Genomic DNA, 1,690 nt, shown 5'->3' with positions numbered 1-1,690 from the left:
CGTAGCCATGTTGATTACTTGCTCTTATCCTACGTTATTTATAAGCGCGGTCTGAGCATTCCTTATGTGGCAGCGGGCGACAACTTAGATGTTCCAGTATTAGGACCTTTGTTACGCGGTGCTGTGGCTTTTTATATTCGTCGTAGTTTTCGTGGTAATGCGCTTTATACCGCAGTGTTACGTGAGTATATGCACACGCTTATTACTCGTAATACGCCGATTGAATACTTTATAGAAGGCGGACGCTCACGCTCAGGACGCTTGCTACCACCAAAGATGGGCATGCTAGCGATGACGATACATAGTCAGCTACGCCAAACCAATAAACCCGTAGTCTTTATTCCGACCTATATTGGTTATGAGCGCATTATGGAAGGTGGCACTTATATCGGCGAGCTAAAAGGCAAGCCAAAAGAGTCCGAATCCTTAATTGGGTTACTAAAAGTTGGACGCAAAATTGAGCGTATTTTTGGTAATGTACATTTAAGCTTTGGCACACCGCTGCACCTAAGCGACTTTATGCAAAAATTCGATGTGCCTGCTGATAGCTTACCCGCTGATCGTACCGATACGCCACTTGATGAAAAAGCCAGTGCCATGGTTGATAATATTGGTGTAAAGATCATGCAGCATATCAATAAAGCGGCGGTCGTCAATCCCGTATCATTACTGTCTCTAGTCTTACTATCAGCGCCAAAAGCGGCTCTTGATGAAGACATCTGCCGCGAACAAATCGCCCTATATCAAGGTATTGCGCGTCAAATACCCTACTCTGATGACACTATCGTCACAGATATGAGCCCGCAAAAAATCATCGACTATGGTATCAAGCTCAAACTTATTGAGCGTATACCGCATATTTTGGGTGATATCATTCAAGTCGCTGGCAAGCAAGCCGCGCTATTGAGCTATTTCCGTAATAACATTTTGCATGTATTTATCCTATTGTCTTTCTTAGCTGCACTGGTCGCACGCAATGGTCGCGTGAGTCGCAGCCGTCTTGATGATATCGTTACTCAGATGTATCCTTTCTTGCAAAGCGAGCTGTTTTTATACTATCCAGCGCACGGTCTGATGGATACGCTTAATCAAAAAATCGACAACCTGATCGATCATGGCCTAATTATCGACTTAGGTGATGGCATGCTCAGTGTGCCAGATGCTAATAGTAGCTGTTATCAGCAGCTAGAAGTCCTCGCCGCTCCTGTTGCCCAGAGTCTTGAGCGTTACTTTATGACCTTGGCGTTGTTGTCACAACAAGGCTCAGGAAACTTGACCACAGAAGAAGTAGTTGATCTTTGTCATCTGCTTGGTCAACGTTTATCAGTATTGTATGCTGATGATATTCCTGATTTCTTTGATCGCTCCTTGTTCTTAAGTTTTGTCACAGCACTGACTCGTCTGAACTACTTACAAGTAGATAAAGACACAGGCGTGCTAAACTTCGATCAGCGTATTGACGATATCGCTCATCATGCTAAATATGTACTAAGCCCTGACATGATGCAAATTTTGCAGCAAATCGCCAGTCTTGATGATGAAGAGATCGCCCATGCGATTACTGAGATTAGTAATAAAAAGCAGCGCAAATTTGGTCTTAAGCGTTAGGGCGTACTTGCTTCTTTATATGCTAATAAAAAAGACCTCTAATAATTAGAGGTCTTTTTTTATTGTATAAAACTTGAGGTTT

At 43.1% G+C, this 1,690-nt stretch carries 1 protein-coding gene; it reads left to right on the top strand.

The window, feature by feature from the left end; genetic code table 11:
- Positions 1-1,608, top strand: a 1,608-nt coding sequence (gene plsB / locus ACS8FD_RS13825; protein ID WP_439276295.1) for a glycerol-3-phosphate 1-O-acyltransferase PlsB, incomplete at its 5' end; no start/stop codon positions are given.
- Between the last annotated feature and the right edge of the window lie 82 nt (positions 1,609-1,690).

The organism is Psychrobacter sp. 1U2 (assembly GCF_051847575.1).
Note: the sequence above shows the minus strand (reverse complement) of the source record. Positions and strands in the feature narration are given on the sequence as shown.